We start from the raw sequence: 21,208 nt of genomic DNA on the forward strand, positions 1-21,208 counted from the left end.
CTGCCTAAAGCAGGTTTTCCCAACTCGCTATTTAATTGTCAAAGAACGCTGCCCTTGTGGGCTTCCGCCTTAGCGGGGAAAGTACACGCTAACTCTCTCCAGGGAGTGAGTCAACCCAGACTCTCGCTTTTTCAACTCGCCTCAGGCTTGCGCCCGCTGCGAGGGGGGTATCTAACCGGAACCGTCGGCCCCGTCAACCCCTGCCGGAAGTTTTTCCGGACCGCCCCGGTCACCCGGAGCGGCGATGGTGTTCTATGCGGAAGCAGACCTCCCGTCAACACCATCCTGAAATCTTTTTTTCAAATATCCCTGCGGGTCTTGCCCGCATCGGGAAGAGGGTTTCTAGCCGGACCAGCGGTCCGCGTCAACCCCTGCCGGAAGTTTTTTTCCGGACCGCTCCGGAGCCCGGAGCGGCGATGGCGTTCTACGTGGAAGCAGTGCTTCCGTCAACGCCATCCTGTGATCTTTTTTCAAATCCCTTTGTGGCTCTTGTCCGCGTCGGGAAGGGGGTTCTAGCCGGACCGGCGGTCCGCGTCAACCCCTTGAGAAGGCTTTTTTTCAAGTCCGCGTTGGTGGCGGCCGTCAGGCCCCGTGGTCAACGCGGAAGGGGTTATGACCGAAGCGCCCACCAAGGTCAACAGGAAAAACGGCACGATCAGAAAACAACTCGCAACACAACGAATTTAAACGATATTTTTTGTGGTTCAAAGACGCCGGCAGCCCTGTTTCCGGCCTCAGACGGAGTCCCTGGGCACGCCCAGGGTTTCCCACTCGGGCCACAGGGGCTCGGCCACGGCCTGGAAATCCGGCAGGCTGACCCGGAAATGGTGCAGATACAGGCCGCCCTCCTCTCCCTCTCCATAGAGATGGTCGCCCACGATGGGCAGGCCCGCGGCAGCCAGGTGCGCGCGGATCTGGTGCCGCGCGCCCTTGCGGATCAGGGCGCGCACCAGGGTTGCGTCCCGCCCGGGCAGGGCCGCGAGGGGTTCCACCCGGGTATGGCGCAGGGGGTCGGGGCTGTCGGTGGCCAGCACGCGCACCCGCTTGCGGTCGGCGGTGTCCAGGGCCCGGGTCAGGACCAGGGGCCCGTCCACCGCGCCGCGCACCAGGGCCAGGTAGGCCTTCTCCGCCTGCGCGGCGTCCTCCTGGGCGCGGTAGGCCTCGGCGGCCTCGGGGCAGAGCGCCGCCAGCACCAGGCCCGAGGTGGGCAGGTCCAGGCGGTTCACCAGGCGCGCCTCCCGCCCCGGCCAGAACAGGGGCAGGCAGGCCTCCAGCGTGGGCCCGGGGCGGCCCGCCAGGGACTCGCTGTGCACCCCGGCAGGCTTGAACAGGGCGGCCATGTAGCCCGTGCGCTGGGCCACCACGCGCACGCCCGGGGGAATCTCCGGGGGGCCGTCGTGGGGCGCGCCGCCCTCCCCGTCCAGGGGCCGCAGCTCCAGGGACTGCCCCGCGCGCACGCGATAGCCCTTGGGCCGCGCACGGCCGTCCACGAGCACGGCGAAGCGCTCCCAGACGCGCTTGCGGCCGCGCAGGCCGGCGTCGGGCAGGAGCAGTTCCAGGGCCTGGTCCAGGCGGCGGCCCTGCATGTCCTCGGGGACAGCGGCCACAACGGGGGCGGAGGATGGCGCGGGCTGCGCGCCGTGGGTCTCATGGGTCATGAACAGGCTTGTAGCCCGGCCGAGCGCGCCTGCCAAGGGGCCGGGCGGCCGCCAGGGCGGCCCGGGGCCGCGCCCGGCCTTCGTCCCGGACTTCGTCCTACTTGAGGAAGATGCGCACGATGTAGTCCGCGGAACGGGCCACATGGTGCTCGGACAGCGCGCGCAGGGTCTCGGCGTCGTCGTTCTCCACCGCGGCGATGATCTCCAGGGTGTCGTCGAAGAACGACTCCCGCTCGATGCGGTGCGGCAGGGACAGCCAGAAGCGCAGGTAATGGCTGAGCAAGTGGTCCAGGACCTGGGAAAGCTGGGCGTTCCTGGTGGCCGCGTACAGCCTGCGGTGCAGCTCCATGTCCGTGGTGACCATGTCCAGGTTGGTGGCCGTGGCGTCCAGGCCGTCGATGCGCTCGCGCAGGTCGCCGATGCTCCGGCGCGTGGGCTCGTCCATGCGCCGCAGGGCCAGCAAGTTGGCCTCCACCTCCAGGATGGAGCGGACCTCGGTGATCTGCTTGATGCGCTCCAGGCTCAGGGGGGTGACCATGAAGTGCATGCCGTAGCGCACCAGCCATTCCTCGGCCTGCAGCACGATGAGGGCCTCCTTCACCGGAGTGCGGCTGACCCCGAACTGCTGCGCGAGTTCGCTGATGTTGAGGATGGTCTCGGGCGGCAATTCCAGCAGGATGATGCGCTGCTTGAGCTGCTCGTATACCTGGCGCGACGTCATAGGCACGGGCCTCCACGGAATGATCCCCGGAACGCGCCCGGGGCCTCGCTCTTGCCGTTCCAATCGGCAAACGAGGGACACTACCCCATCGCCGGCAAGAACTCAACGGTTGCGCCCGTCCCCCCTGAGTCCGGGGCGGCGAAGCCTGGGACCGTCCCCGGCTCCGCCGCCCGGCATGGAGGTGGCATCAGGGCACGTAGCCCAGCAGCCTGGGGAGGAACAGCGACAGATCGGGCCAATACGTGGTGGCCAGGGCCACGGGCACGGACCCGAACAGCAGCAGTATGGTCACGGGCTTGATGAACTCCTCTATGGACACCTCGCCTATGCGCCCGGCCAGGTACAGGATGGGCGCGGTGGGCGGCGTGTTGGCGCCGATGGCCAGGTTGGTGCCCACGATGGCCGCGAACTGCACCGGGCTGACGCCGATCTTGACCATCAGCGGCAGGAGCAGGGGCGCGGCGATGAGGGTGCCGCTGATGTCGTCCATGATCATGCCCACGAGGATCAGGAAGACGTTGGCCATCATCAGGATGACGATCTTGTTGTCGGAGATGTCCAGGAGCGTGCTGACGATCATCTGCGGCGCGCGCTGCATGGTGAACACCCGGCTGACCACCAGGATGAACAGGAACATGATCACGATGGCCCCGATGGTGGAGGCCGCGTCGATGGTCGTCTCCCAGAGGGTCTTGAGGGTCAGGCCCTTGTAGATCCAGAAGCCCACGGGAATGGCGTACAGGGTGGCCACGGAGGCGGCCTCCGTGGGCGTGAACACGCCGCCGTAGATGCCGCCCAGGATGAGCACGGGCATCATCAGGGCGAAGCTGGCGTGGGTTCCGGCCCGGCCCACTTCGCGCAGGGAATCGGCCAGGCCCAGGGCGGGGGCGACCTTGATGCTCGAGATCCTGGAACACATGAAGCAGTTGATGATGCTGTAGAGCACCACCATCAGAATGCCCGGCCCCACCGTGGCCAGGAAGCAGGCGGCGATGGATTGGCGCGTGATCCAGGCGTAGAGGATCATGGGCACGCTGGGCGGGATGAGCTGCCCCACCAGGGAGGAGGTGCTGATGAGCCCCGTGGTGTAGCCCCGGGGATACCCGGCCTCCTCCATGCGCGGGATCATCACCGTGCCGATGGCCGCCACGGCCGAGGAGGCCGTGCCGGAAATGGCCCCGAACAGGGCGCAGGTGGCGATGAGCACGATGCCCAGCCCGCCCCGGACCCTGCCCACCAGGGTCTCGGCCAGGTTGATGAGCGGGGTGGCGATGCCCCCGGCGCCCATGATCCGCCCGGCGAAGATGAACATGGGCAGGGACAGCAGGACCACGGAATAGGTCTGGAAAAAGGCGCTGGGCAGGAGCAGGCCCGGATCGAGGCTGAAGTACATGGTCAGGAACAGGGCGGCCCCGGCAAAGGCGAACCCGATGGGCACGCCGATGATCAGGAGCAGCACGATGATGCCCAGGGCGAAGAGGACGCCTAGCATGACCCGCCCTCCCCTCGCCCGGCGGCGATGCCCGCTGCGCTGCGCACGTTGTCGGCCAGCTCCAGGGCGAAATACAGGACCATGAGCACCGCCCCGGCGAACAGGGCGCTCTGGGGCACGAGGTAGTTGATGCCCAGGGACGGGGTGATGGACCGGTGGGTCAGGCCCCAGGCCACGAAGTCGTAGCCCCATTTGGCCATCACCAGGGCCAGGAAGACGCTGATCCCGCTGGCCAGGCAGCGGACCATGGCCTGGTGCAGGGGATTCTTGAGCAGCAGGTGCACCATGCTGGCCTGGATATGGCTGCGCTCGCGCGTGCAGTAGGCCGCGCCGATGAGATAGAGCCACATGCCGGCGATGAGGGCGATCTCCTCGACCCCGAAGAGCGGGCTCTGCAGGACCACGCGCAGAAAGATCCCCAGCACGATGAGCACCACGATAAGTCCCACGGACAGGGCCAGCACGACCTTTTGCACCAGGGCCAGCCAGCCTTCCAGACAGGTCAGCGTTTCCAGTATCCTCTTCATCTCGACACTCCTGCGGGAATGCGGGCCGGGCCCGCGCTTCCGGCTGGATGGGTCCCGGCCCGGAGCGGACTCCGGGCCGGGACTGTTGGCAAACGGTTAGTTCTCGGCGTTGGCCTTGATGCTCGCAATGATGTCGTCGCCCACGAGCTTGGCGAGGCGAGGCCAGACCTTGGTGCGCACCAGCTTCTTGGCGGCGGCGGCCTCTTCGGGGTTCAGATAGACGACCTTGACGCCGGACTTACCGAGTTCCTTGATGTAGTTCTGTTCCGAGGCCTCGGCCTGCACGAAGCGGTCGGCGATGACCTTGGCGGCGCACTCGGTGATGAGCTGCTGGTCGGCCTTGGACATGCGCTCCCAGAGGTCCTTGTTCATCATGAACTGCGCGCAGGAGAAGTAATCCTTATAATGGACGTAGTACTTGGACACGTCGCGGAAGTCGCTCCAGGCCTGCTCGGGCCCGCCGCCCACCTGGCCGTCCACCACGCCGGTCTGGATGGCCGTGGGGGTCTCGGCGTAGTCGATGGGCGTGGGGATGAAGCCCAGGGCCTCCCACACGGACATGAAGGGCTCGATGGGGGGCACGCGGACCTTGACGCCGCTGGCCTTCTCGGCGGTGGTGGCCGCGTTCGCGTTGAGGGTCACGCCGCTGAACTCGTAGGGGTAGGGTCCGAGATACTTGATGTTGGATTCCTCGAAGACCTTTCCCACGACCTTGGTCAGCCAGCCGTCAGGCACGGCGTAGGCCAGCTTGGCCTGCTCCCAGGAGGTGAACATATAGGGCGTGAAGACCACGGCCAGCTTGGAGTTGTACGAGGTCATGGGCCAGTCCATGTTGAAGTCTATGCTGCCGCGCATCAGCGCGTCGTAGACTTCCTTCTGGCCGCCGAGCTGGCCGCCGTCGAACACGTTGACGATGATCCGGCCCCCGGACTTCTCCTTGACCAGGGCCGCGAACTGGCGCGCGGATTTGCCCAGGTCGCTGTCCGGGGCGAAGAGCTGGGCGAGCTTCAGGTTGTAGGACGGTTCTCCGGCCAGGGTTCCAGTGGGAACGGCCATCAGCAACAGCAGGCAGCAAGCCAGGACGCAAGTCAGTCTCGTCGTCGTTCGCATCATGTCCTCCACTAATACTAATGTGTTGAACTCCCTTCTTTTATTCCACAGCGGCAATGGCGTCTATCTCCACTGCCAAGCCTCCGAACATGCTCCCCACGGCCACGGTCAGACGGGCCGGAAAATCCGATTTGAAATGCTTCTTGTACACGGCGTTCATGGCGTCGAAGTCGTTGATGTCGGCCAGGTAGACGTTGCACTTCAGGACCTTGTCCAGGCCGCTGCCCGCGGCCTCCAGAACAGCCCGCAGATTGCTCAGGCTGAGTTCGGTCTGTTCGGCCACCCCGCCGCCGACGATCTCGCCGCTCGCGGGGTCGATGGCCACCTGGCCCGAGGCGAACACCAGCCCGCCATGGCGCACGGCCTGCGAATACGGGCCCACCGCCGCGGGCGCGTTGTCCGTGTGAATGATCTTCCTCATTGCTTGTTCTCCACGTCGTTGCAGTTGCCCTTGATGATCTCCAGCACGCAGTCGCCCATGGCCCGCATGCCCTGTTCGTTCAACCTGCCCAGGTTGGCCACGGTCCGCTCCAGGGAGACGCCCACGATGCCCATGCCCGGCGGGATGGCCACGTCGTCGCGCACGGCCATTATTCCGTATTCGATGGCGTTGCCCGCCGTGGCCGAGGCCTTGTAGGCGCAGGATTCCTTGGCCCCGTCGCAGATCACTCCGCCGAAGGCCCCGATCACGGCCTGCACCGCGCTGCCCATGCGCGCCCGATCCCCGCCCAGCAGGAACACGGTCCCCGCTGCCACGCCCGAGGCTCCGGCCACGGTGCAGCCGCAGACGTTGGTCATGCGGGTCAGGATGCGCTTGACCGCGATGGTCACCACCGTGCTCACGGCCAGGGCGCGGATCACGTCCTCGCGCGGGGTCTTCAGGGCTTCGGCCACGCCCATGATCCCGAGCAGCGTGATGATGCCGATGTTTCCGCTGCCCGCGATGGCCGTGATGGGCCGCACCAGGCCGATCATGCGAGCCTCAACGGCCGCGCCCGTGTAGAATTTTCCCAGGGCCGCGCAGAGCCGGTCTCCCGACAGGCCCTCGGCCATGGCCGCCAGGGACGCGCCGAAGCGCAGGCCGTCGAGGTCCGCCGCGGCCTTGTTCATCTCGGCCGCATCCAGCAGGAAGGCCAGGTCCCGCACCGGGATCAGCTCCAGGGCGTCCAGGGCCTCGTCCAGGTCGAAGGTCGTGGTCAGGTCGACGGCGGCCCGCTGCCCGTCGTCGGGCGGGGGCAGTACCAGGCCGTCCCTGGCCACCCGGACCACGGCGTCGTAGTCTCCCTGGACCACGGCCAGGGCGTTCGACCCGCCGCCCTGCACATCCGCCCGGATGTACAGCTTGTCCGGACACGCGTTGTCATAGCCGACCCGCACCGAGCCGCTCTCGGCCATCTTCGCCGCGGCGTCCACGACCCCGGGCGAGACGTGGTTCATGATGGCCAGGCCCTCGCCGCAGTGTTCGCAGAGCAAGGCCCCCAGGGCGGCCGCCACCACGGCGCCACGCCGCCCCGTGCCCGGGACGCCGACGCTCACCGCGTTCTTGTAGACTTCGGGGCTGAGGGTGACCCCGATGCGCTCCACGGGCCCGCCCAGGGCATGCGCCGCGGCGGCTGCGGCCAGGGCGATGCCGCCGGGATCGGTGCACCCCGTGGTCTCGGCTAATTCATCCCGAATCGTGCTCAATAGGGTTTTGGGTTCCACGACTCCTCCTGTTCGATTCAGCCGCCCTTGCCTCGGGGCGCGGCGCCGGGCTCTCGGCCTCGGCCCCCCGCACTGGCCGCGAGCTCGGCGGCAGATAAAATTCGTTGTGAATTTATGTTGAATTCACGATGCATCAACTCGATATTCATGTCAACGACCCTTGGCGAAAAGGCCGGCATGATTCACCTTATAGACTGAAATAGCAGGAGAAAAATCTTATATAAAGGTAGGTTTCGGCTCCATCCGTGCCGGGGCGGGGCCAACGAAGGGGGCCCCACGCCACCTGGATGACGCGAGGGAAAGGTTCCTCACGCCGCCGGGACGGGCGAAGGCGCAATGCGGGAAGACAGGGATTGCGGCGGGGCCGGACGCGCCGGCCGCGAGGTGCTCCGGGCCGCCAGGCCCGGATGCAGCGAAACGACCCCGCCCCCTATGCGGGGGCGGGGCGCAAGGAAGGAGAAAGTATCACGAAAAGGTGCTCAGCCCTTCTTGCTCATGAAGCGCCTGCCGAACAGGGGCGTGATCTTGCTGGCCTTGCCGTAGCCGGCCAGGCGCCGCCCCTCGCGCCGGATGCGCGACAGATCGTCGGTCAGGGTCTCGTGCAGGCTGCGGGCCTTGGTCGTGAGGGCGGACTGCATGCTGCGAAGCTTGTGCAGCTTCTCCACCAGCAGGTCCACGTCCACGCTTTCCTCGCCGCGCAAGCGGTCCGCCTCCTCGATGAGGCGTCTGCGCTCCTTGACCGTGGTGTCCAGGCTGTCCACGTCCCCGGCGTCCAGGAACTCCAGCTCCCGTTCGCCAAGGTCGAGGGCCTGATCAAGCAAGCTCAGGCATTCGGACATGCTAGGCCGCCTTGGAAGCGGTATCGATGTCCTCGCGGATGTCGGCGATGACCTTCTTCCACTTCTCAACGGAAGCCAGGAATTCGTACTCCAGCAGGTCGGCCAACAGGATCCAGTCCTCGTTCTCGCTGACTTCGATCATCTCGGAGAACAGGTTGGTGATCTCCTCGATGTTCTCCTGCATCAGGGCCTGGTCGCCAATGGCGAACTCGTCGCGCAGCACGCCGATCATGCCCAGGAAGTCGCGGGTCACGTCCAGCAGGTCCTGGTACAGCTCCAAGGCCTCGGCGTCGTCGCCGCGGCGGAACTGGTCGGCCACCGTGCGGCAGCCGTGGCCCATGAGGCGCACGACCTTGTACAGCTCGCCGGCGATGTTGGCGGCCATTTCGGGCACGGCCATGGTCACGATCTCCACGCTCTCGATCTCGTCGGTGGAGATGTCCTCGGCCTGGTGGGGGTAGATCTCGGAAAAGGCTTCCTTGTTCACGAACACGTCGGTGACCATCCTGTTCTCCAGGGAATCGTCACCCATAACCTTCACCAGAAGGTCTTCCAGATTGGTGAAGTTGTTGACCTTGAGGCCGCTTTCCTGACCATCGATAACAATCATCTCTCTCCTCCTTGGAATAGGAAAAATTGTGCGCAAGGCACCTCTGGACGTCATTAATTCAATTCCCGTGCCATTTCCTTCAGGGCGTCCTCCCAGGCTGCCGCCAGCCCGTGGTAACGCCCGATGAGACGGGGCAGAAACGCGAAATCGACCGCCACGCTCTGGGACTCCTGCCGCCACATGTCCCCGAGCACGGAGAACAATCTGCTGTCGGACAAAAGTGCCGCCAAGCGCTCAAAATTGCCGAGGAACCTGTCCCGCACCCCGGGCGCGGGCACGCGGCCGATGGTCTCGGCCTGGCGCGCCAGCAGGAACAACAGGCCCCGCGCGGGCTCCAGCACGGACAGGGCCTCGCCCAGGGCGTCCCGCGACAGGGGCGCGAAGGAAGGCGGCGCCGACGCGGGGGCCTCGTCGAGAATTTGACGATAGAAATGCCGCTGCATGCGCACCCACACGGTGCGGTCGTCGGCCTCGTGGCCGGACAGGGACGCCAGGCCCATGCTGCCGTCGGGCTCCAGCTGCGTCTTCCAGGCGCGCGCCCCGGCCGGGCCGCCCTCGGACGCGGGCCAGTCCCCGGTGTCCAGGTAGCCCCTTATATAATGATGGAGCACCCCGGGGCCGACGCTCTTGCGGCAGGCCCCGTCCATGCCGCAGCGGGCCTGGAATCCGCAGGGGTGGCAGCCCATGTCCGGCTCCAGGCAGAGATTGCCCGCGGCGTAGGGCCCCGTGTCCCAGGGCTGGGCCGTGGCCAGGAACAGCGCGCAGAGCGGAACGCCCAGCCCGGCGGCCAGGTGCATGGTGCCCGTGTCGTTGGTCACCAGCAGGCGCGCCTCGCAGAGCGCAGCGGCCAGCTCGACGAAGCCCGTGGCCCCGATGAGGCTCGCGTGCGGGCTTGCTGCCAGGCCGGAAAACTTTTCGCCCAGTCCGGCCTCGCCCGCGCTGCCCAGGAGCACGGCCGCCAGGCCGTGGGACTCCCAAAGCATGCGCGCCAGGGCCGCGAAATGCTCCACGGGCCAGCGCCGGGCCTCGGCGCTGGCGCCCAGCTGCAGGGCCACGAAGCCTTTGGCCTGCGCCGGGACGGCCCCGGCCAGGGCCGCGCGAACGGCCTCGCGCGCCCGGGGGGCCGGGTCGGCCAGGTGAAAGCCCGCGCCCTCCCCGTTCAGCCCGGCCACGCGGCGGAACTGGTCCACGAGGTTATAGGGGCAGCAGCCCCGGTTGCGCGAGGAAACCTGCAGGAACGCGGCCCAGGGCGAGGTGTTGTCCGCGAACCCGAACTCGTCCATGGCGAAGCCGCCCACCGCTCCCCCGGCCATACGGCCCAGAAGCCTGCCCGGCAGGGTGGCCGTGAGGTTCAGGACCCGGTCCGGCGCGAAGGAGCGCAACTCGCCCGCGCCCCACTGCCAGAGGATGTTCAGGCTCTCGCGCCAGTCGCGGTCCAGGGCGGCCAGGAACGAGGCCCCGGGCAGGGGAACCACGTGGTCCACGTCGCGCAGCAGCTCCGCGGCCGGGGCGAAATTCTCCAGGCACATCAGGGCGGTCTCGTGTCCCCGGGCCTTGAGGCCCGAAAGCACGGGCTGGGTCTGCAGGAGGTCGCCGAAGCGGGTCAAATTGATGACAAGGGTCCTCACGGGGATACATCCTCGATATTTCATTGAAATACAAAGCGTTAAACGCAACATGTCCGCCGCGCCCGGTTCCGGGCCGCGCCGCGCACCGGAGAGGGATCAAGAACCGGGCCAAGCCCGCAAGGGCCGAGAAGGCTTGCATTCCGCACGGGGCTGCAATAGTTTTCCCCTCACGGCCCGCCGGACCACCGGACCACCGGACGCCCCGCGCGGGGCGCGCGCGGGCCCGACAGTCAGCAACGAACCAAGCAGCGTATATTTTCCAACAGCCTAAAGGGAGGCACTCCATGGCACTGTTCAGCACGCAAGAAGCCCTCGACTACCACTCCAAGGGTCGCAAGGGGAAAATCGAAGTCATCCCCACGAAGCCCTGCCGGACGCAAAAGCAGCTGTCCATGGCCTATTCCCCGGGCGTGGCCAAGGCCTGCCTGGCCATCGCCGAGGATCCGGCGAAATCCTTCGAATACACCTCGCGCGGCAACCTGGTGGCCGTGGTCAGCAACGGCTCCGCCGTGCTGGGCCTGGGCAACATCGGGGCCGCCGCGGGCAAGCCCGTGATGGAGGGCAAGGGCTGCCTGTTCAAGTCCTTCGCCGACGTGGACGTCTACGACATCAACCTGAACACCTCGGACCCCGACAAGATCATCGAGGCCGTGAAGCTCATGGAGCCGACCTTTGGCGGCATCAACCTCGAGGACATCAAGGCCCCGGAATGCTTCTACATCGAGGAGCGCCTCAAGGCCGAGATGAACATCCCCGTGTTCCATGACGACCAGCACGGCACGGCCATCATCTCCGGCGCGGGCATCATCAACGCCCTGGAGATCTCGGGCAAGAAGATCGAGGACTTGAAGCTGGTGGTCTCGGGCGCGGGCGCGGGCGCCACGGCCTGCACCAAGTTCTACGTGCAGATGGGCGTGCAGCGGGAGAACATCTTCATGTTCGACTCGCGCGGCCTGATCCACAAGGGCCGCACGGACCTGAATCCCCAGAAGGAATTCTTCGCCCAGGCCAAGGACTGCGGCACCCTGGCCGACTGCATGAAGGGCGCGGACATGTTCCTGGGCCTGTCCGTGAAGGACGCCGTCAATCAGGACATGGTCAAGTCCATGGGCAAGGATCCCATCATCTTCGCCTGCGCCAACCCGGACCCGGAGATTTCCTACCCCGACGCCAAGGCCGCGCGCCCCGAGGCCATCATGGGCACGGGCCGCATGGACTACCCCAACCAGATCAACAACGTGCTGGGCTTCCCCTCCATCTTCCGCGGCACCCTGGACTGCCGGGCCACGAGCATCAACGAGGAGATGAAGATCGCCGCGGCCCAGGCCCTGGCCGACCTGGCCAAGGAGCCGGTACCGGACGAGATCTGCGCCATCTACGGCCAGAAGCTGTCCTTCGGCCCGGAATACGTGATCCCCTGCCCCTTCGACGCCCGCGTGCTGGAGTGGGAGGCCTCGGCCGTGGCCCAGGCCGCCATGGACACGGGTGTGGCCCAGATCAAGCTGGACATCGAGCAGTACAAGAAGGACCTGCGCAAGCGCCTGGAGGAATCCAAGAAGCGCGTCGACCTGGTGGTGGACGCCTACGGCCTGGACTTCTAGCCCCCGGCCGGAAAACGCATTCCAAGGCCGCCCCCTTCCCGGGGGGCGGCCTTTTTTCATTTCCGCTTGTGCCAGGATTTTTCCCGCGCGGCACAGGGCGAAACCCGCTTTTCTCTTGCCCGGAACCTGTGCCATGGGCTACTGTTCGAGCACCATGGCACCAGCAGCGATTTTCTCCTCCTTTCCCATGCCCTCCAAGGCCGGGGACCTGCTCGTGGAGCGTTTTGCGCTCATGCGCGAGGCCGGCGGCACGGACGAGGCCGCCCTGGACCTGATCCAGATCGTGGAGCTCGGGGTGGGCAAGGTGGTGGAGCGCACCCAGGGCAGGCAGCTGAACAGCGCCCAGCGGCGCATCGTGGAGGCCGTGCGCGCCGGCCGCTCCGAGACCCTGGTGCGCGAGATATCCGCGGACGTGCAGGACAAGCTCAAGGAGCGCGAGGGTGGGACCCTCACGGCCATATCCTGCAGCCACGGGGTCCTGCCCTTCCCCCCGGACGTGTTCGTGCCCGACGAGAACGACGCGGCCCGGCGCTGGGCGGAATTCCTGGACGCCCTGGAGGCCAAGTGTTTGCGCGTGGAGGACCCGCAGACGCGGCTGCGCGGGCGCATCCCCTTCCGCGACGGGGTCTGGTTCGGGGACCTGATCTTCCAGGCCGGGGCCGCGGCCATCGTCATCCCCGACATCCGCGAGGTGCACGGCGAGTTCCTGCTGCGCGGGCACACCCCGGCCACGGGGCACCGCATGGCCCTGCGCGGCTCCCTCTACGCGGACACCACCCAGCTCCGCTGCGAGACCTGCATCGGCTCCCTGACCGGGCGCATGCGCCTGTATTCGGGATCCGAGCGCACGGCCGGGGACCTGGTGGTCGGCCCCAGGGAGTTGAAGGCCTGGGGCGCAACGAGCGGCACCCCCGTGCACCTCAACGACCGCGTCCTCTACCGCCTGCACGAGCAGGAGACACCCGAGGGTACGGTGCACGCCCTGGCCGAATGCCCGGGCGGCCGGGACATGGAGCTGAAATCCATGCGCTGGGTCTGGGACGGCGCGCACTGGTCCCGCTTCGTCCGGGACCTGCCCCCAGAGACGGCCTACAACCTGCTGCGCAAGTTCCGGCGCATCTGCGCTGTGCTGGGCCTGGGCGACGACTTCATCGAGGAGCACCGCGAGCCCGAGCGCACCGTGGACGTGAACACCCTGCGCATCAACACCCTGCTGGCCCTGGGCCGGGGCGAGCACAGCGCCCGCGCGGCCCGGAAGGTGGCGGACAAGCACCGCGAAACCATCGAGCAGATGCAGGGGCGGCTCGCGCGCCTGCGCGACCTGGCCGTGGGCGAAGGGCCGGAGTATTACCGCGACATGGAGCTGGTGTCCGCGGACATCGCCGAAATCCTGGACGAGCTGTCCGACGCCAGGCTCAAGCGCCTCAAGGCGGCCATGACCGGCCATTGCCCGCGCATCGACCGGCGCAGCCTCAAGGCCGACAGCGACTACCTGCGCGGCCTGGCCGCCGAGGGCCTGGACTTCGGCGACGTGCTGGGCACCACGGGGCGTGGGCTGGTGTTCATGAACAACCTCTGCGTGTCCCGCCAGGTGCGCGCCCTGGCCGCCCAGACCGTGGGCAGGGTCCGGCGCGACCTGAAACGCGCCCTGGCCGCCAAGCCGGGCAAGGACGTGCTGCCCAACCTGCTGAAATTCTGGGGCGACAGGGCCCTGGCCGAACTGCACAGGAGCCGCAAGGCCAAACCCGAGGACATGGACGCCCTGGCCGCCAGCCTCAAGGCCATGGACGAACGCGCGCCCCTGGACACCCTGCGCGACTTCCGCATGCACCGCTACGAGGAGCCCGGCGAGGAGCTGAACACGGACCGCACCCTGCTCTCGCGCTGCCTGTCCCTGTCGCGCGGCACACTGGACGAGATGTTCACCCGCGCGGAGCCGGGCTGGGGCCCGGAGGACGGGCGCATCCTGCAGACCGCGCTGATGGTCAACATGCAGTCCTTCCTGGCGGACCACGTGCGCGCGCGGCCCCTGGACCTGGACGTCACGCTCCCCTCGACCTTGGTGGAGTCCATCCTGGACGCCGTGGAGCGCTACCGCGCGGTGATCCCGCACTTCAACCGCTGCTGCGCCGCCGAGGCGACCGCGGCGGCCCCCGCTGGCTGAGCCCCGGGGCGCGAAGCAAATTTTTACAAGACCGCACGCCCCACGGGGGCTATGAGCCGGGCATGGACGCCGCCGCCCTTGCGCGCGCTGGCGCGTTCCTGTACGCCCCGAGAAACGGCCCCCGGCCCGGAAGTGACCATGTCCCTGGAAACCACGCACAAGCAAACCATGCCCGACCAGGCCCGCGTGAGCTGGCCCAGCGTGCCCGGCGTGGAACTGCTCACCGCGCGCTTCACGCGGCAGCGCTTTTCCCGGCATTTCCACCGCCGCTACGCCGTGGGCGTGATCATGCGCGGGGCCATGCGCTTCAGCTTCCTGGGCCGGGAGTTCACGGCCGTGCCCGGCAGCGTGAACCTCACGGTGCCCGGCGAGATGCACGACGGCCACGCCGCGGACCTGCGCCAGGGCTGGGCCTACCGCATGCTCTACCTGGACCCGTGGGTGGTGGAGGACGCGGCGTCCCAGGCCGCGGGCCGGGCCGTGGCCCCGCCGGACTTCGCCGCCGGGGTGCTGCACGACCCGGGGCTGGCCGCGCGCGTGCACGCCTGCCACCTGCTCCTGGACAGCCCCGGGGCCCCGCTCCTGGCGCGCCAGACCTCGCTCCTGGAGATGCTCGCCCTGTGGATCTCCCGCCACGCGGACACGCGCCGCCCGGCCCCGGAGCCCGGGCCCGAGCCGCGCGGCGTGGCCCTGGCCCGGGAATGCATGGACGGGCGCTACGGCGAGGACCTGTCCCTGGACGACCTGGCCGCCCTGGCCAACCTCTCGCCGTTCCACTTCGTGCGCGTGTTTCGCCGGGCCGTGGGCGCGCCGCCCCACGCCTATCTGCTCAACGCCCGCATCCGCGCGGCGCGCCGCCTGCTGGCCACGGACGCGCGCCTGGCCGACGTGGCCCAGGAAACCGGGTTCACGGACCAGGCCCACCTGACCAACGCCTTCAAGCGCATCCTGGGCCTCACGCCCGGGCAATACCGCAAGTTCCTGCAAAACCGCCCCGCCCTCGCGGGCTAGCCTGCTCCCGACCGGCCGGCCCGCGCGACGCGCGCGGCCAAAACCTGGCCGGTCCGGGAGAACCCATGTCCCAGCGCCCCCCCTTGCGGGCCTGCCTGAACCTGACCATGGCCATGCTCATCGTGGGCAGCTCCGTGGTGGCGGGCAAGCTCATGATCCAGGACCTGCCCGTGCACCTGGCCAGCGCCCTGCGCTTCGCCTTCGCCGCCGCGTTCATGGTCCCCCTGACCCTGGCCGTGGAGGGCCTGCCCCGCCTGTCCCGGCGCAGCTGGGCCATCCTCTTCACCCAGGCCCTGTGCGGCTCGTTCCTGTTCAACGTCTTCCTCCTGGCCGGGCTGGCGCGCACCAGCGCCGGATCGGCCGGGATCATCACCAGCACCACCCCGGCCTGCATGGGCCTCACGGCCCTCATCGCCCTGCGCGAACGCCTGCCCGGCCGCGCCGTGGCGGGCATAGCCCTGTCCGTGGCCGGAATCATGGCCGTGAACCTCCAGGGCGCCGCGCAGGGGATTCCGGCGGACGCCGGGGGCCTCGCGGGCAACATGCTGGTGCTTTGCGCCGTCATGGCGGAGTCCATGTTCCTGCTCCTGCGCAAGGCCGTGCCCGAGCCCGTGTCGCCGCTCACCGTGTCCACGCTGATGACGGTCTTCGGCCTGGTCCTGTTCACACCCGGGGCCGTGGTCCAGGCGCGGGGCTTCGACTTCGCGGCGGCGCCGCTGGCGGCCTGGGGCGTGGTGGCCTACTACGGGCTGGTGGTCACGGCGGCGGCCTATCTGTTCTGGTTTTCCGGGGTGGCGCGGGTGGACGCGGGCACGGCCGGGGTGTTCACGGCCGTGATGCCCGTGTCCGCGCTGGCCTTCTCGGCCCTGGTGCTGGGCGAACGCCCGTCCCCGGCGGCCCTGGGCGGCTGCGGGCTGGTGATGGCGGGGATATGGTACGTGACGGCGCGCCCGAAGCGTATGCCCCGGACGCGCCCGGAAAGCCGTACGAAAGACGGGAAAAAGGCCTGGGAAGCCGCTAGACCTTGCCCAAAAGGACGATGACCAGGTCGCGGTTGAGGACCAGCGGGGCGTCGGACGCCTTGTCTCCCACCTCGTCGGCCATGGCCTCGGCCAGGTCCGGATCGAAGTCCGTGTGGTAGCGCTCGAAGAGATCCTCGAGCATGCCGTCCAGGTCCGGGAACCGGATCTCGGTGCGGAACAGCTCGCGCTTGAGCTCCGCGAAGGGGCCGGAGGCCATGGCCTCCTGCACGCGGCGGTAGGCTTCCTGCTCGTCGAAGAGCAGGCGCGTCACGCGCTCGGCCTCGCTGAAGGCCACAGGCTCCAGGACCACGGCCCGCCCGCCCGGGCGCAGCACGCGATGGGCCTCGGCCAGGGCCAGCTCCGGGTCCTGGTGGTGCAGGGACATGGAGAACAGCACCACGTCGAAACTCTCGTCCGCGAAGTCCAGGGCCTCGCCCGAGCCCAGGGAGAACGCCACCTCGGGCACGAGGTTGCGGGCGTCCTCCAGCTTGGCCTCGTCCGTATCCACGGCCGCGTAGGTGGCGGGCCAGCCCGCGAGCTGCGCGGTCAGCCGCCCGTCGCCGCAGCCCACCTCCAGGACGTCCATCCCGTCGGGCTCCATGAACTCCACCAGAAACTTCTGCGCAACCTGCGCGCCGTCCACTTCAGCCAGCATATCCCATCGCCTCCGGGCGTTTCGTCCGTCTACAGTTCCTTGGCCATTACCAGCATCACCCGGCCCACCAGGCCCACGTACTCCCGGGCCACGGCCCAGCCCCGGCGCTCGTAGAAGCGCACGGCCGCCGCGTTGTCGCGGTACACGTTGAGGGTCATGCCCGTCCCGCCCCGGGAGCGCGTCCAGTCCTCGACGGCGTCCAGGAGGCGGGAGCCCACGCCCTGGGTCCGGAAGCTGGAATCCACCCAGACCAGGCTGAGGTGCATCCCGTCGCGCACCAGGGCCACCCCGGCCGCGCGCCCGCCCGCCACGGCTGTCAAGACCAGGGGCCAGCGCCCCTTGAGGGCGGCGACCATCTCGTCCACGCGCGAGGCCATGACCGCCGGGGGAATGATCCCGGCGTAGTCCACGGGCATGGTGCGGCGCAGCATGGCCTCCAGGGCGGGCAGGTCGGCGGGTCTGGCGGCCCGGATCAGGGGCCAGCCCGCGTCCGCCGCCCGCACGCGCACGCCTATCCCCGCCCGCCAGCAAGGCGGATGTTGTAGACCCCGCGCCCCTCGGCCAGGACCGTCGCGGGGTCGCCCTCGGCGTAGACCGTCACGTGGGAATTGCCCACGCGGTTGCCCGACAGGCGCACCCGGGCTTCGGCCTCCAGGCCGCAGCCCAGGGCGGGCTTCAAATAGTCCACGCGCAGGTCGATGGTGGCCAGCTTGGCGTCCAGGCCGAACAGGGTCTGCAAGGCCGCGCCGCCCGCCACGTCCACCAGGGTGGAGATGACGCCCCCGTGCAGCGCGCCCCAGCCCACGTGCCCGATGAACTCGGGACGGAAAGGAATCGCCAAGCGGCAGGCGCCCTCGCCGAGATGGCGGACCTTGATGCCCAGAAAGGCGTGGAAGGGGAGGCGGTTCTCGATGATGTCCGTGTACTCTTCGATGTCGATACCCATGAATCTCCTCACCAGAACGAATTCGCCCCCCACCCTAGCCTCGCCCGCCGCAGGACGCAAGGCGGGGCGTTTGCAAAGCCCCGCCACCGGGCCGATAATTCCCGCGCGTAATCTCCTATCAATCAAATAGGACTTGACTTTTGCCCTCGTTTGGCGAAATAGCCAAATAAGGAGCGGCGCATCACGCGCCCCGCGAAAGCCAACCACTCCAACCCGGAGCGCTGCCATGACGACCACCGCCGCCAAGCGGCTTTCCACCCTGGACCGGTTCCTGACCCTGTGGATATTCCTGGCCATGTTCGCGGGGGTGATGACGGGCTACGCCTGGCCCGGGGTGCGCGGGGTCATCGACGCCTTCCAGGTGGGCACCACCAACATCCCCATCGCCATCGGCCTGATTCTGATGATGTATCCGCCCCTGGCCAAGGTGCGCTACGAGGAGCTGGGGCAGGTCTTCAAGAACGGCCGGGTCCTGGCCCTGTCCCTGGTCCAGAACTGGATCATCGGGCCGGTGCTGATGTTCGCCCTGGCCGTGGCCTTCCTCTCCGGGCAGCACGAATACATGGTGGGGCTGATCCTCATCGGCCTGGCGCGCTGCATCGCCATGGTCATCGTCTGGAACGACCTGGCCGGGGGCGACCGCGAATACTGCGCCGGGCTGGTGGCCTTCAACTCCATCTTCCAGGTGCTGTTCTTCTCGGTCTACGCCTGGTTCTTCATCACCCTGCTGCCGCCGCTGTTGGGCCTCGAAGGCGCGGTGGTGGACATCTCCATCGGCCAGATCGCCCAGAGCGTGTTCATCTACCTGGGCATCCCCTTCCTGGCCGGGCTGGCCACGCGCGTCGCGGGCGTCAGGCTCAAGGGCCGGGACTGGTACGAGACCGAGTTCTGCCCCCGCATCGGCCCCGTCACCCTCGTCTCCCTGCTCTTCACCATCCTGGTCATGTTCAGCCTCAAGGGCGAATTCATCGTCGAGCTGCCGCTGGACGTGGTGCGCGTGGCCGTGCCCCTGTGCGTCTACTTCCTGGTCATGTTCCTGGTGTCCTTCTGGCTCTCGCACAGGGCCGGAGCCAACTACGAGCAGTCCGCCACCCTGAGCTTCACGGCGGCCTCCAACAACTTCGAGCTGGCCATCGCCGTGGCCGTGGCCGTGTTCGGCATCGACTCGGGCCAGGCCTTCGCCGCGGTCATCGGGCCGCTGGTGGAGGTGCCCGTGCTCATCGCCCTGGTCAACGTGGCCCTTTGGATCCGCAGCCGCTGGTTCCCCCACGCGGTGAACACGCCCCTGGGCGTGTGCCACGTGTCCTGCAAGCCCGAGTGACGCAGCCCGCCCCCCTTTACTCGCCCCCGCCGCTGCTGTAGACCCGGCGAACCCACTGAACCGAGGAGGGGCGGCAATGGACATCCTGACCGTCGGCATATTCGCCTTCGTCTACTGCGGCATGATCCTGGGCGGCGTGCCCGGGCTGGCCCTGGACCGCACGGGCGTGGCCCTGTGCGGGGCCATCGCGCTGTTGGCCGCCGGGCGGCTCGCACCGCGCGAGGCCTGGGACGCGGTGGACGTGCCGACCATCGCCCTGCTCTTCGCCCTGATGGTGCTCTCGGCCCAGCTGCGCCTGGGCGGGTTCTACACCGCCGTGACCCGGCGCATGGCCGAGGCCCGGGTGCGGCCCGCCGCGCTCCTGGCCCTGGTGGTGGCCGTGGCCGGGGGGCTGTCCGCCGTGCTGGCCAACGACATCGTCTGCCTGGCCATGGCCCCCATCCTGGCCCAGGGCGGCATCCGCCGGGGCCTGAACCCCGTGCCCCTGCTCCTGGGCCTGGCCTGCGCGGCCAACGTGGGCAGCGCGGCCACCCTCATCGGCAACCCCCAGAACATGCTCATCGGCCAGGTCATGGGCCTGCCCTTCGACGGCTACCTCTCGACGGCCGGGCCCTGCGCCGTGCTGGGCCTCGCGGCGGTCTGGGCCGTCATCGCCCTCGCCTACCGGGGGCGCTGGGCCACGGACCTTCCCGAGCCCGAAGTGGAGGCCCCGGCCTTCAACCCCTGGCAGACGGCCAAGGGCGTCGCGGTGCTGGCCGCGCTGGTGGCGGCCTTCCTCCTGGGCGGCCAGGGCCGCGAAACGCCCGCGCTCATGGCCGCCGGGGTGCTGCTGCTCTCGCGGCGCATGGCCTCACGCACCATGCTCGGGCTGGTGGATTGGCAGCTGCTGGTGCTCTTCGTGGGCCTGTTCGTGGTCAACCACGCCCTGGCCTCGGGCGGAGCGCTCACCCTGCTGCTGGACGGGCTGCGCGGCCTGGGCCTGGACCCGTCGTCCCCGGGCAGGCTCTACGTGGGCGCGGCCGCGCTCTCCAACCTCGTGTCCAACGTGCCCGCCGTGATGCTGCTCCTGCCCCTGGTGCACGACCCCGGCATGGGCACGCTCCTGGCCCTGTCCAGCACCCTGGCGGGCAACCTCATCGTGGTGGGCAGCATCGCCAACATCATCGTCATCGACCAGGCCGCGCGCCTGGGCGTGCGCATCTCCTGGGCCGAACACGCCCGCGTGGGCGTGCCCGTGACCCTGGCCACCCTGGCCCTGGCCTGGGTTCTGGCGGCCTGAGGGGATGCGAGGGGCGCCGCCCCTCGCGCTCCCCGCCAAAGGGGATAATCCCCTTTGGAATCCCTCTACATATTGGATGCCTTTCTGAAGGCTTTGCTTTGGGCTATGCTTGACGGACGGACATCAAACGCGAGGACGGACCATGACTCTGCAAGAATTCTACGCGGCCCTGGAAAAGATCGGCTCCCTGTCCCTGACCACCGTGGAGGCGGGCGTGCCGCATAGCCGCATCGTGAGCGCGTGCGGGTGCGACGGGGACGGCGTCCATTTCCTGACCATGACCACCAAGCCCATGTACCGCCAGCTCAAGGCCGACCCGCGCGTGGCCCTATGCGGCATCTACCCGTCGGCGCAGAAGACCGGCAAGAACGCCGTGGGCCAGCCCTGCTTCGCGCCGGGCTACACCCTGCGCCTGACGGGCGAGGCCCGGGAAGAGGACCTGGACGAGGTGCGCGCCAAGGCCCGCGCGGGCAGCGCCATCCACCTGTTCATCGCCGAGGATCAGGAACGCTACCCGGCCATCCGCTCCTTCTGCATATATAAAGGAAAAGGCGAGATATTCGATTTCGACTTCGAGAAGGAACACAAGGACCACAAGCTGGACCGCTGGCGCATCGCCTTCGGCGGCGAGACGGTCAACGAACCCGGCCCGCACATCGACCCGCACAAATGCATCGCCTGCGGCGCATGCCTCAACGCCTGCACCTTCGACGCGGTCATCGAAGGCGCGCCCTACACCATCGACGGCTCACGCTGCGACGAATGCGGCTCCTGCATCCTGGCCTGCCCCGAGGAGGCCATTAGGTTATCTGAGACCATGTAATAGTTGTATGTGCTGAGATAGTTATCACCTGACAGTAGGCCATGAAATGAGCGTGGTCATGCCGCCCTTGGTTGGGGTACGGCTGGAGTTGAAAAGA

20 protein-coding genes are annotated in these 21,208 nt (G+C 68.2%); 7 read left to right on the plus strand and 13 right to left on the minus strand.

Going from position 1 to position 21,208, the window contains the following annotated elements:
• Nucleotides 1-734: 734 nt before the first annotated feature.
• From ACYYG1_RS16445 to ACYYG1_RS16490, 10 genes are all read right to left on the minus strand, one after another.
• On the minus strand, nt 735-1,658 hold the full coding sequence (locus ACYYG1_RS16445) for a pseudouridine synthase family protein (RefSeq protein ID WP_461211422.1): 924 nt from the start codon (nt 1,656-1,658) through the stop codon (nt 735-737).
• A gap of 97 nt (nt 1,659-1,755) precedes the next feature.
• Complete coding sequence (locus tag ACYYG1_RS16450; RefSeq protein ID WP_461211423.1) at nt 1,756-2,379, minus strand: GntR family transcriptional regulator; 624 nt, start codon at nt 2,377-2,379, stop codon at nt 1,756-1,758.
• 187 nt (nt 2,380-2,566) lie between these two features.
• Nucleotides 2,567-3,871 (minus strand): TRAP transporter large permease, encoded by a 1,305-nt coding sequence (locus ACYYG1_RS16455; protein ID WP_461211424.1) that lies wholly within the window; start codon nt 3,869-3,871, stop codon nt 2,567-2,569.
• On the minus strand, nt 3,865-4,398 hold the full coding sequence (locus tag ACYYG1_RS16460; RefSeq protein ID WP_461211425.1) for a TRAP transporter small permease: 534 nt from the start codon (nt 4,396-4,398) through the stop codon (nt 3,865-3,867). The genes ACYYG1_RS16455 and ACYYG1_RS16460 overlap by 7 nt, the downstream gene beginning before the upstream one ends.
• 96 nt (nt 4,399-4,494) lie before the next feature.
• Nucleotides 4,495-5,511, minus strand: coding sequence for a TRAP transporter substrate-binding protein DctP (dctP, locus tag ACYYG1_RS16465; protein ID WP_461211426.1), 1,017 nt, complete (start codon nt 5,509-5,511; stop codon nt 4,495-4,497).
• 37 nt (nt 5,512-5,548) lie between these two features.
• Nucleotides 5,549-5,929 (minus strand): RidA family protein, encoded by a 381-nt coding sequence (locus ACYYG1_RS16470; protein WP_461211427.1) that lies wholly within the window; start codon nt 5,927-5,929, stop codon nt 5,549-5,551.
• Complete coding sequence (locus ACYYG1_RS16475) at nt 5,926-7,212, minus strand: L-serine ammonia-lyase, iron-sulfur-dependent, subunit alpha (protein ID WP_461211428.1); 1,287 nt, start codon at nt 7,210-7,212, stop codon at nt 5,926-5,928. Before ACYYG1_RS16475 ends, ACYYG1_RS16470 begins: the two co-directional genes overlap by 4 nt.
• A 479-nt stretch (nt 7,213-7,691) precedes the next feature.
• Nucleotides 7,692-8,051: a hypothetical protein gene (locus ACYYG1_RS16480; RefSeq protein ID WP_461211429.1), complete on the minus strand. Its 360-nt coding sequence runs from the start codon at nt 8,049-8,051 to the stop codon at nt 7,692-7,694.
• A gap of 1 nt (nt 8,052) precedes the next feature.
• Nucleotides 8,053-8,661: a DUF8043 domain-containing protein gene (locus tag ACYYG1_RS16485; protein ID WP_461211430.1), complete on the minus strand. Its 609-nt coding sequence runs from the start codon at nt 8,659-8,661 to the stop codon at nt 8,053-8,055.
• A gap of 53 nt (nt 8,662-8,714) precedes the next feature.
• Nucleotides 8,715-10,289, minus strand: coding sequence for a glycosyltransferase family 9 protein (locus tag ACYYG1_RS16490; protein WP_461211431.1), 1,575 nt, complete (start codon nt 10,287-10,289; stop codon nt 8,715-8,717).
• 284 nt (nt 10,290-10,573) lie between these two features.
• Between ACYYG1_RS16490 and ACYYG1_RS16495 the strand changes: the two genes are divergently transcribed.
• The 4 genes from ACYYG1_RS16495 to ACYYG1_RS16510 all read left to right on the plus strand — a co-directional run bounded on the left by ACYYG1_RS16495 (nt 10,574) and on the right by ACYYG1_RS16510 (nt 16,108).
• Nucleotides 10,574-11,890, plus strand: coding sequence for a malic enzyme-like NAD(P)-binding protein (locus ACYYG1_RS16495; RefSeq protein ID WP_461211432.1), 1,317 nt, complete (start codon nt 10,574-10,576; stop codon nt 11,888-11,890).
• 154 nt (nt 11,891-12,044) lie between these two features.
• Nucleotides 12,045-14,054 carry a hypothetical protein gene (locus ACYYG1_RS16500; RefSeq protein ID WP_461211433.1) on the plus strand — a complete coding sequence of 670 codons (2,010 nt, stop codon included), beginning with the start codon at nt 12,045-12,047 and terminating at the stop codon, nt 14,052-14,054.
• 138 nt (nt 14,055-14,192) lie between these two features.
• The gene (locus ACYYG1_RS16505; RefSeq protein WP_461211434.1) at nt 14,193-15,065 is read left to right on the plus strand and encodes an AraC family transcriptional regulator; all 873 of its coding nucleotides are present in this window, start codon (nt 14,193-14,195) and stop codon (nt 15,063-15,065) included.
• Nucleotides 15,066-15,130: 65 nt separating this feature from the next.
• A complete protein-coding gene (locus ACYYG1_RS16510) occupies nt 15,131-16,108 on the plus strand; it encodes a DMT family transporter (RefSeq protein WP_461211435.1) in 978 nt (325 codons plus the stop codon).
• Here the strand turns inward: ACYYG1_RS16510 and ACYYG1_RS16515 are convergent.
• The 3 genes from ACYYG1_RS16515 to ACYYG1_RS16525 are packed head-to-tail and all read right to left on the minus strand — an operon-like array spanning nt 16,083 to nt 17,688.
• The gene (locus tag ACYYG1_RS16515; protein ID WP_461211436.1) at nt 16,083-16,742 is read right to left on the minus strand and encodes a class I SAM-dependent methyltransferase; all 660 of its coding nucleotides are present in this window, start codon (nt 16,740-16,742) and stop codon (nt 16,083-16,085) included. The genes ACYYG1_RS16510 and ACYYG1_RS16515 overlap by 26 nt on opposite strands.
• Nucleotides 16,743-16,771: 29 nt before the next feature.
• Nucleotides 16,772-17,251: a GNAT family N-acetyltransferase gene (locus ACYYG1_RS16520; protein WP_461211437.1), complete on the minus strand. Its 480-nt coding sequence runs from the start codon at nt 17,249-17,251 to the stop codon at nt 16,772-16,774.
• Nucleotides 17,252-17,253: 2 nt separating this feature from the next.
• A complete protein-coding gene (locus ACYYG1_RS16525; RefSeq protein WP_461211438.1) occupies nt 17,254-17,688 on the minus strand; it encodes a PaaI family thioesterase in 435 nt (144 codons plus the stop codon).
• A 226-nt stretch (nt 17,689-17,914) separates the two neighbouring features.
• Here ACYYG1_RS16525 and arsB point away from each other — a divergent pair, with 226 nt between their 5' ends.
• The 3 genes from arsB (at nt 17,915) to ACYYG1_RS16540 (ending at nt 21,111) form a co-directional block, all read left to right on the plus strand.
• The gene (gene arsB / locus ACYYG1_RS16530; protein WP_461211439.1) at nt 17,915-19,009 is read left to right on the plus strand and encodes an ACR3 family arsenite efflux transporter; all 1,095 of its coding nucleotides are present in this window, start codon (nt 17,915-17,917) and stop codon (nt 19,007-19,009) included.
• A gap of 76 nt (nt 19,010-19,085) precedes the next feature.
• Nucleotides 19,086-20,288, plus strand: a complete 1,203-nt coding sequence (locus tag ACYYG1_RS16535; protein ID WP_461211440.1) for an anion transporter — start codon at nt 19,086-19,088, stop codon at nt 20,286-20,288.
• Between the two features lie 142 nt (nt 20,289-20,430).
• Nucleotides 20,431-21,111, plus strand: a complete 681-nt coding sequence (locus ACYYG1_RS16540; RefSeq protein ID WP_461211441.1) for a 4Fe-4S binding protein — start codon at nt 20,431-20,433, stop codon at nt 21,109-21,111.
• Nucleotides 21,112-21,208: the final 97 nt, after the last annotated feature.

It is taken from the genome of Desulfocurvus sp. DL1XJH-121, assembly GCF_054819825.1.

Bases quoted from the DNA above. Each gene is read 5' to 3' on its own strand.
- ACYYG1_RS16495 (WP_461211432.1), top strand. From the start codon at position 10,574: ATGGCACTGTTCAGCACGCAAGAAGCCCTCGACTACCACTCCAAGGGT.
- arsB (WP_461211439.1), top strand. From the start codon at position 17,915: ATGACGACCACCGCCGCCAAGCGGCTTTCCACCCTGGACCGGTTCCTG.
- ACYYG1_RS16500 (WP_461211433.1), top strand. From the start codon at position 12,045: ATGGCACCAGCAGCGATTTTCTCCTCCTTTCCCATGCCCTCCAAGGCC.
- ACYYG1_RS16535 (WP_461211440.1), top strand. From the start codon at position 19,086: ATGGACATCCTGACCGTCGGCATATTCGCCTTCGTCTACTGCGGCATG.
- ACYYG1_RS16470 (WP_461211427.1), bottom strand. From the start codon at position 5,929: ATGAGGAAGATCATTCACACGGACAACGCGCCCGCGGCGGTGGGCCCG.
- ACYYG1_RS16525 (WP_461211438.1), bottom strand. From the start codon at position 17,688: ATGGGTATCGACATCGAAGAGTACACGGACATCATCGAGAACCGCCTC.
- ACYYG1_RS16515 (WP_461211436.1), bottom strand. From the start codon at position 16,742: ATGCTGGCTGAAGTGGACGGCGCGCAGGTTGCGCAGAAGTTTCTGGTG.
- ACYYG1_RS16460 (WP_461211425.1), bottom strand. From the start codon at position 4,398: ATGAAGAGGATACTGGAAACGCTGACCTGTCTGGAAGGCTGGCTGGCC.
- ACYYG1_RS16505 (WP_461211434.1), top strand. From the start codon at position 14,193: ATGTCCCTGGAAACCACGCACAAGCAAACCATGCCCGACCAGGCCCGC.
- ACYYG1_RS16540 (WP_461211441.1), top strand. From the start codon at position 20,431: ATGACTCTGCAAGAATTCTACGCGGCCCTGGAAAAGATCGGCTCCCTG.
- ACYYG1_RS16480 (WP_461211429.1), bottom strand. From the start codon at position 8,051: ATGTCCGAATGCCTGAGCTTGCTTGATCAGGCCCTCGACCTTGGCGAA.
- ACYYG1_RS16445 (WP_461211422.1), bottom strand. From the start codon at position 1,658: ATGACCCATGAGACCCACGGCGCGCAGCCCGCGCCATCCTCCGCCCCC.
- dctP (WP_461211426.1), bottom strand. From the start codon at position 5,511: ATGATGCGAACGACGACGAGACTGACTTGCGTCCTGGCTTGCTGCCTG.
- ACYYG1_RS16485 (WP_461211430.1), bottom strand. From the start codon at position 8,661: ATGATTGTTATCGATGGTCAGGAAAGCGGCCTCAAGGTCAACAACTTC.
- ACYYG1_RS16455 (WP_461211424.1), bottom strand. From the start codon at position 3,871: ATGCTAGGCGTCCTCTTCGCCCTGGGCATCATCGTGCTGCTCCTGATC.
- ACYYG1_RS16450 (WP_461211423.1), bottom strand. From the start codon at position 2,379: ATGACGTCGCGCCAGGTATACGAGCAGCTCAAGCAGCGCATCATCCTG.
- ACYYG1_RS16510 (WP_461211435.1), top strand. From the start codon at position 15,131: ATGTCCCAGCGCCCCCCCTTGCGGGCCTGCCTGAACCTGACCATGGCC.